Origin of the sequence: Streptomyces sp. UH6 (genome assembly GCF_013421635.1) — a bacterium.
Classification (GTDB): Bacteria; Actinomycetota; Actinomycetes; order Streptomycetales; family Streptomycetaceae; genus Streptomyces; species Streptomyces abyssomicinicus.
In genome coordinates this window covers 1-7,097 of the sequence record NZ_JACADT010000235.1, presented here as the reverse complement: position 1 = coordinate 7,097, position 7,097 = coordinate 1, and the positions used below count along the sequence as shown (strand labels likewise).

The 7,097-nt window shown below is 73.0% G+C and carries 5 protein-coding genes; 4 read left to right on the top strand and 1 reads right to left on the bottom strand.

The genetic code is table 11. From position 1 onward, the window contains the following. Window positions 1-332 precede the first annotated feature (332 nt). The 3 genes from HW445_RS13965 (at window position 333) to HW445_RS13955 (ending at window position 5,107) form a co-directional block, all read left to right on the top strand. Window positions 333-2,663, top strand: a complete 2,331-nt coding sequence (locus HW445_RS13965) for a cytochrome P450/oxidoreductase (RefSeq protein WP_180221345.1) — start codon at window positions 333-335, stop codon at window positions 2,661-2,663. 157 nt (window positions 2,664-2,820) lie between these two features. Next, window positions 2,821-4,185, top strand: coding sequence for an MFS transporter (locus HW445_RS13960; protein WP_180221344.1), 1,365 nt, complete (start codon window positions 2,821-2,823; stop codon window positions 4,183-4,185). A gap of 163 nt (window positions 4,186-4,348) precedes the next feature. Continuing rightward, window positions 4,349-5,107 (top strand): hypothetical protein, encoded by a 759-nt coding sequence (locus HW445_RS13955; protein ID WP_180221343.1) that lies wholly within the window; start codon window positions 4,349-4,351, stop codon window positions 5,105-5,107. A 31-nt stretch (window positions 5,108-5,138) separates the two neighbouring features. Here the strand turns inward: HW445_RS13955 and HW445_RS13950 are convergent, their stop codons facing one another. Further along, the gene (locus HW445_RS13950; RefSeq protein WP_308799097.1) at window positions 5,139-5,603 is read right to left on the bottom strand and encodes a MarR family winged helix-turn-helix transcriptional regulator; all 465 of its coding nucleotides are present in this window, start codon (window positions 5,601-5,603) and stop codon (window positions 5,139-5,141) included. Between the two features lie 150 nt (window positions 5,604-5,753). On the opposite strand from HW445_RS13950, the gene HW445_RS13945 reads away from it, so the two are divergent. Continuing rightward, window positions 5,754-7,097 (top strand): DHA2 family efflux MFS transporter permease subunit (locus tag HW445_RS13945; RefSeq protein WP_180221341.1); only part of this gene is annotated, 1,344 nt, incomplete at its 3' end.

Here is a 7,097-nt window from a genome sequence, read left to right as displayed (position 1 = left end):
CACGGGCGGCTCCGGCTCCGCCCCGGCACCCCGCCCCTCACCCCTGCGACCCGGTTCTCCGGCCCCACCCGGCGCACCGCCGGTCGAACGCCGGAACCTCGGCACCCCGGCCGCCCTTGCGCCCGTCCGGTCTCCGGCCTGCGGTTTTCCCCCGCGTGAGGGATACCCCTCGGGACACCCCCCGCACGCACGTCCTCCCGCACAACCCTTGACGCCGTCCGGGCCGCCTCATACTGTGCGCTGCGTTCCATAACCGAGACGACCTGTTCATTATTGGTAAAAGGCCAGGTCGTGAATGTTGAGGCGATTCCATGAACGCAGGATCGTGTCCGATGACCGGCCTGGTGGCGCCCGCCGAGGCGGAATCCGCGGCCGACGGGACGGCCACCGACCCCCGCGGCTGCCCCGTCTCCGCCCGCGCCGCCGCGTTCGACCCGTTCGGCGACGCCTACCAACAGGATCCGCCGGAGGCCGTGCGCTGGTCGCGACAGGAGGAGCCGGTCTTCTACAGCCCGGCCCTCGGGTACTGGGTCGTGACGCGGTACGACGACGTCAAGGCCGTCTTCCGGGACAACGTCCTCTTCTCGCCGTCCATCGCCCTGGAGAAGATCACCCCGGTCTCCGACGAGGCGACCGCCACGCTCGCCCGCTACGGCTACGCGATGCGGCGGACCCTCGTGAACGAGGACGAGCCCGAGCACATGCCGCGCCGGCGGCTGCTGATGGACCCGTTCACGCCCGCCGAACTCGCCCACCACGAACCGATGGTGCGGCGGCTGGCCCGGGAGTACGTCGACCGCGTCGTCGACTCCGGGAAGGCGGACCTGGTCGAGGAGATGCTGTGGGAGGTGCCGCTGACCGTCGCCCTGCACTTCCTCGGGGTCCCCGAGGAGGACATGGCGACCCTGCGCGAGTACTCCATCGCCCACACGGTCAACACCTGGGGCAGGCCCTCACCCGAGGAGCAGGTCGCCGTCGCCGAATCGGTCGGCAGGTTCTGGCAGTTCGCCGGCACCGTCCTGGAGAAGCTGCGCGAGAACCCCGACGGACCGGGCTGGATGCCGTACAGCATCCGCGCCCAGCGGGAGCAGCCGGAGGTCATCACCGACTCCTACCTCCACTCGATCATGATGGCCGGCATCGTCGCCGCCCACGAGACGACGGCCAACGCCGCGGCCAACGCGGTCAAGCTGCTCCTGGAGAACCGTTCGGTCTGGGAGGAGATCTGCGCGGACCCGTCGCTGATCCCGAACGCCGTCGAGGAGTGCCTGCGCCACTCCGGCTCCGTCGCCGCGTGGCGCCGCCTGGTCACGGCGGACGCCACCATCGGCGGCATGGCGGTTCCCGCGGGCGCCAAGCTGCTCATCGTCAACTCCTCCGCCAACCGCGACGACCGGCACTTCGAGGACGCCGACGCCTTCGACATCCGGCGCGAGAACGCGGGCGACCACCTCACGTTCGGCTACGGCAGCCACCAGTGCATGGGCAAGAACCTCGCCCGCATGGAACTCCAGGTCTTCCTGGAGGAGTTGACGACGCGGCTGCCGCACATGGAGCTCGTCCCGGAGCAGCGGTTCACCTACGTGCCCAACACCTCCTTCCGTGGCCCGGAGCACCTGTGGGTCCGGTGGGACCCGGCGGCCAACCCCGAGCGCAGCGACCCGTCGGTCCTGGACCGGCACCGGCCGGTGCGGATCGGTGAGCCCGCGGCCCGCCGGATCACCCGCACCGTGACGGTGGAGGCGATCGAGCGCGAGACGGCCGACGTCGTCGTCGTGACGCTCGCCGACGGCGCGGGGAAGCCGCTGCCCTCCTGGACGCCCGGCGCGCACGTCGACCTGGACCTCGGCGGCCTCTCCCGCCAGTACTCCCTGTGCGGCGACCCGGAGGACCGGCAGCGCTACCGGATCGCCGTGCTGCGCGAGCCCGAGGGCCGCGGAGGCTCCCGCCACGTCCACGAGCGGCTCGCCCCCGGCGACACCCTGACCCTGCGGGGCCCCCGCAACCACTTCCGGCTCGACCCGACGGCACGGCGTCACGTCCTGGTCGCCGGGGGGATCGGCATCACCCCCGTCATCGCGATGGCCGACCGTCTGCGCGCGACGGGCGCCGACTACCGCCTGCACTACTGCGGGCGTTCCCCGGAGGCCATGCCGCTGCTCGAGCGGGCCCGCCGCGACCACGGCGCGCGCCTGAGCGTGCACTGCGGCTCCGACGGCACCCGGCTCGACGTCCCCGCGCTGCTCGCCGAACCGGAGGACGGCGTCCAGATCTACGCCTGCGGGCCCCGGCAGCTCCTCGACGCCCTGGCGGAGCACACCGCCCACTGGCCCGAGGACACCCTGCACGTCGAACACTTCACGGCCGAGCACCGGAGCCTGGACCCGGAGCGGGAGCACGCCTTCGACGTCGAACTCGCCGACTCCGGCCTCACCGTCCGCGTCGCCCCGGACCGGACCGTCCTCGCCGCCCTGCGGGCCGCGGGCGTGGACGTGCAGAGCGACTGCGAGGAGGGGCTCTGCGGCTCCTGCGAGGTCCCGGTCCTCGACGGCGCGGTCGACCACCGGGACAGCGTCCTCACCAAGGCCGAACGCGCCGCCTGCGACCGGATGATGACCTGCTGCTCCCGCGCCGCCGGCGACCGCCTCCGCCTGGCCCTCTGAGAACCCCGGCCGCCCTCCGCGTCCGCCTCCGCGTCGGCCGGCGGCCCCCGCCCCGCCGCTCCCAACCACCCGAACCGCCACCGCGCCCGCCGCACCCACCGCACCCGCCGCCGCGCCCTGCCACCGCGCGGACCCGGCCGCCCGAAAGGTACCGACAATGACGTCACTGGTGGACCGAACCGCCACTCCCCCCGCACCGCCGCAGGCCTCGGCCTTCCGGCGGGTCCTCATCGGCAGCATGGCCGGCTCCGTGCTCGAGTGGTACGACTTCGCCGTCTACGGCATCCTCGCCGCGACGGTCCTCGGGCCGCTGTTCTTCCCCTCGGGCGACGGCATCGTCGGCCTGCTCCTCTCCTTCGCGACCATGGGGCTCGGCTTCGTCGCCCGGCCCCTGGGCGGCATCGTCTTCGGTCACCTCGGCGACCGCCTGGGCCGTCAGCCCATGCTCGTCGTCACCTTCCTGCTGCTGGGCGTCTCGACGGCGGCGATCGGACTCCTGCCGACCTACGAGCAGATCGGGGTCTGGGCGACCGCGCTGCTGGTGCTGCTCCGCATGGTCCAGGGCTTCGCGCTGGGCGGTGAGTTCGGCGCCGCCGTCCTCATGGTCAGCGAGTACGGCGAGCCCCGGCGGCGCGGCTTCTGGGCCTCCTGGCCGCAGGCCGGCGCGCCGCTCGGTACCGTCCTGGCCACCGTCCTCGCCTCGGTCGTCGGGGCGCTGCTCCCCGACGGCGCCTTCGACTCCTGGGGCTGGCGCCTGCTGTTCCTGGCGGCCCTGCCGCTGCTGGCGATCGGTTTCTGGATCCGCCGCGGCGTCGAGGAGTCCCCGGTCTTCCGGCAGGCCCAGGAGCGGGCCGCGGAGCGCAAGGCCGCCTCCGGCACCGAAGCCTCCGGCACCGCCGGCTCCGGACGCTCGAGCGTCCTGCAGGCCCTCGCCCGGCCCCGCGCCGTCCTGCACGGCCTGGGCATGCGGCTCGGCGAGAACATCGCCTTCTACATCTACACGGTCTTCGTCATCGCGTACGCCACCACCTCCTTCGACTACGCGCGGGAGGACGTCGTCCTGGCCGTGGCGTTCGGCTCCGCGGCGCAGTTCTGCGGCATGATCGGCGGCGGCCACTGGTCGGACGTGGTGGGCCGCAGGAAGGCGATGCTGACGCCGGCCGTGCTGCTGGTGGCGTGGGCGCCGGCGTTCTTCTGGATGGTGCAGCGCGAGAGCCTGCCGCTGCTGTGGACCGGCGTCTGCGTCGGCGCCTTCCTCCACGGCGTCCTCGCGGGCGCCGAGGCCGCCTGGATCACCGAGCTCTTCCCGACCAGGTACCGCTTCGCCGGCTCGTCGCTCGTCTTCCAGGGCTCGTCCATCATCGCCGGGGCTCCGGCTCCGCTCATCGCGGTGTGGCTGGTGAACTCCTACGGGGTCGGCACGGTGATCGCGTACCTCGTCGTCACGATGCTGGTCACCATCGTCGCGGTGGCGACCAGCCGTGAGACCCGCGGGACGGACCTCGAGGCCGTCGATTCCTGACCGCCCGCCCAGCGGCACCCCCGCGTCCCCCTCCGCGCCGGAAGCCCGGAGGGGGACGCGTCACATGACGGCCCGTCCCGGCCCGCCCGTCCGACGGGACGGCCGCGCCCCGGGTCACGTCCCCCGGGACCGGGAGGCCCGAGGCCGCTCCTACCCTGCGTCCATGACGACTGCTCTCCGGTTCCGCCCGGGCGATGTCCTGTCCATCGCCGTGCCCTTCACCGAGTGCCGGGTGGAACGGGGCCTGAGGTTCGACGAGGTGCACGTGGCATGGCCGTGGTGGCGGCCCGACGACGGATGCGCGTCCATCCACTGGAACGGCGTGGTGGGCCTTAGCGCCGACCGCAGCGGCACCGCCGCGGAGTGGGGGATGTTCCGTACCGATCCGGCGCCGGAACACCTTCGGGCGGGTGACGTCTGCCGGGTCGGTGTCCCGCCCACCGTCGTTCACGTCACCGCGGTGGAGGTCTACGATCCGCCCCGGGAGACCGGCTACCTCCCCCGCGAACGGGCGTGCGTCTCCTTGCTGCCGCGGGGCCGTTCCTACCGCGAGTATCCGGACCACACCCACCTCAACGGCGAGGGCTACGGCATCGACCCGGACGACGGCATCCCCTACGCGATCGACCTGGTCCACCGGCCCTACGCGTTCCTCGAACCCGGCGACGAGGTCGCCGACGCCGCGGGGCGGGCCTGGCGGTTCGACGGGCCGTGGGACTGGCACGCCTTCGACCCCGAGGAGGCCGGGCGCGTCCCCGTATGGCCGCTGGACCTGCTGACCCGTGACGGCCTCCCCCGCACCGGGCATGCGGCGGCCGAGGTGGGCCGCGCCACCGCGTCCGGCTCCCACCTCGACGTCCTGCGCCGTTGGAGGCGACTCACCGACGCGTCCCCGACGCCGGCGCCGTCTCCAGGACGGTGAACGGCCCGCACGCCCGTGCCGCGTCGCCGGACTAGGAGACCCGTGCCCCCTCCTGCTCCGCGGCCGCGACGGTGTCCCGGACACGGGCGAGGAGGCCGCGGAGGACGGCGCGGTCCTCCTCGCCGAGGGCGCCGGTGGCGGTGCGGAGGGCCTCGCGGTCCATGTCCTCGGCCTCCTGGTGACAGGTGCGGCCGGCGTCGGTGAGGGCGAGCAGGTGGGCGCGGCGGTCCGTCGGGTGCGGCAGCCGGACCACCAGGCCGTCCCGCTCCAGGGCGTCCACCAGCCCGGTGGCGGTGCGGGCGGCGACACCGAGCATGTCGCTGAGGTCGCGCATCCGCATCGGCTCGGCGGCGTGGGCGAGGAACCGCAGGGCGCGGAGCTGGGCGACCGTGGTGCCCTTTTCGGCCAGTCTGCCGTCGACGAAGAGCCGCAGGCGGTGGGTGGTCGCGAACAACTCGTCGACCAGGGGATCACTGCTGCCCGGTACCTGCCTCACCTTGGCGCTCCTGTGCTCGTGACTGCTGTTGCGGCTCTGTACGTCCGTTCCTACCGCACGCGGCGGCCGGCTGCCGCGGTCATGGCCCGAAGCGGCTCCGGTACGCGAAACGAATATGCTGAGCGTACACATACTGAGTATGCTCAGCACATGCCAGTTCGCCCGCTGCGCCTCGACCAGCGCATAGTCGTCCCCGTCGTCTGTGTGGTCACCGCGTTCATGTCCATCGTGGACGGAGCCGGCACCACCGTGGCCCTGCCTTCCATCGGACGCGACTTCGGTCTCGCCACTTCCGGCCTCGACGCCGTCGTGGTGGTGTACCCGGTCTGCGTCGGCCTCGCCGTCCCCCTGTCGGCCTGGCTCGGCGACCGCTTCGGCGGACGCCGCACCGTCCTCTTCTCGTTCGCCGTCTTCACCGCCGCGTCAGGACTCTGCGGCTTCGCCGGATCGCTCGGCGAACTCGTCGTCTGGCGGGCCCTCCAGGGCCTGGCCGCCGGCATCCTGCTGCCCGTCAGCGGCGCCCTGCTCTACCGGACCTTCAGCCTGTCCGAACAGGTCAAGGTCTCCCGTTACATGATCATCCCGCAGCAGGTGGCGCCCGCGCTGGCCCCGATGGGGGCGGGCTGGCTCGTCGACCACATGAACTGGCGCTGGGTCTTCTACGCCAACGTGCCGATCGGCATCGCCGTGCTCGTCTTCGGGTTCCTCTTCCTCCAGCAGCACCGCGACCACGTCCCCGGCCGGCTGGACGTCCCCGGTCTGGTGCTCACCGCCTTCGGCACCGCGGGGCTGATGTTCGGCGTCAGCGAGGGAGCCGAGACGGGCTGGGGCAGCCTGCCGGTGCTGGCCGGCCTGGTCGGCGGTGCGGTCCTGCTGGCCGCCGCCGTGGCCGTGGAGCTCCGGGTGCCCGAACCGGCCCTGCGGGTACGGCTGTTCACCGACCGGCTCTTCCGCGACACCAACATCACGGCCTTCCTCGGCTTCCTCGCCTTCATGGGCGCGATGTTCCTCGGTCCGCTCTTCCTCCAGCAGGGTCTGGGGCTGAGCGCCTGGGAGTCCGGTTCCAGCACCTTCGCCGAGGCGCTCGGCGTGCTGCTCACCATGCAGGTCGTCTCCCCGCTCTACGCCCGGATCGGTCCGCGCCGTCTCGCCGGTTTCGGTCTGGTCGGCGTCGCCCTGGTGCTGGTCGCCTTCTCCCGGCTGGACGCGGACTCCTCGCTGTGGGCGTTCCGCGGGCTGATGTTCCTGCTGGGTGCGGCGATGGGCGGGGTGTTCATGCCCACCACGGTCGCGTCGTTCACCGGCATCGCGCAGGCGGACGTCTCCCACGCGTCGACGCTCAACACGGTGGTCCGGCAGGCCTCCGGCGCGGCCGCCCCCGCGGTGGCGATCGCGGTCCTGGCGTCGGTCGCCCCGGTCGGCACGGGCGCCGACGCCCACCCGCCGGTCTCCGCCTTCCAGGACGCCTACCTGGTGCTCGCGGTGGTCGCCGCC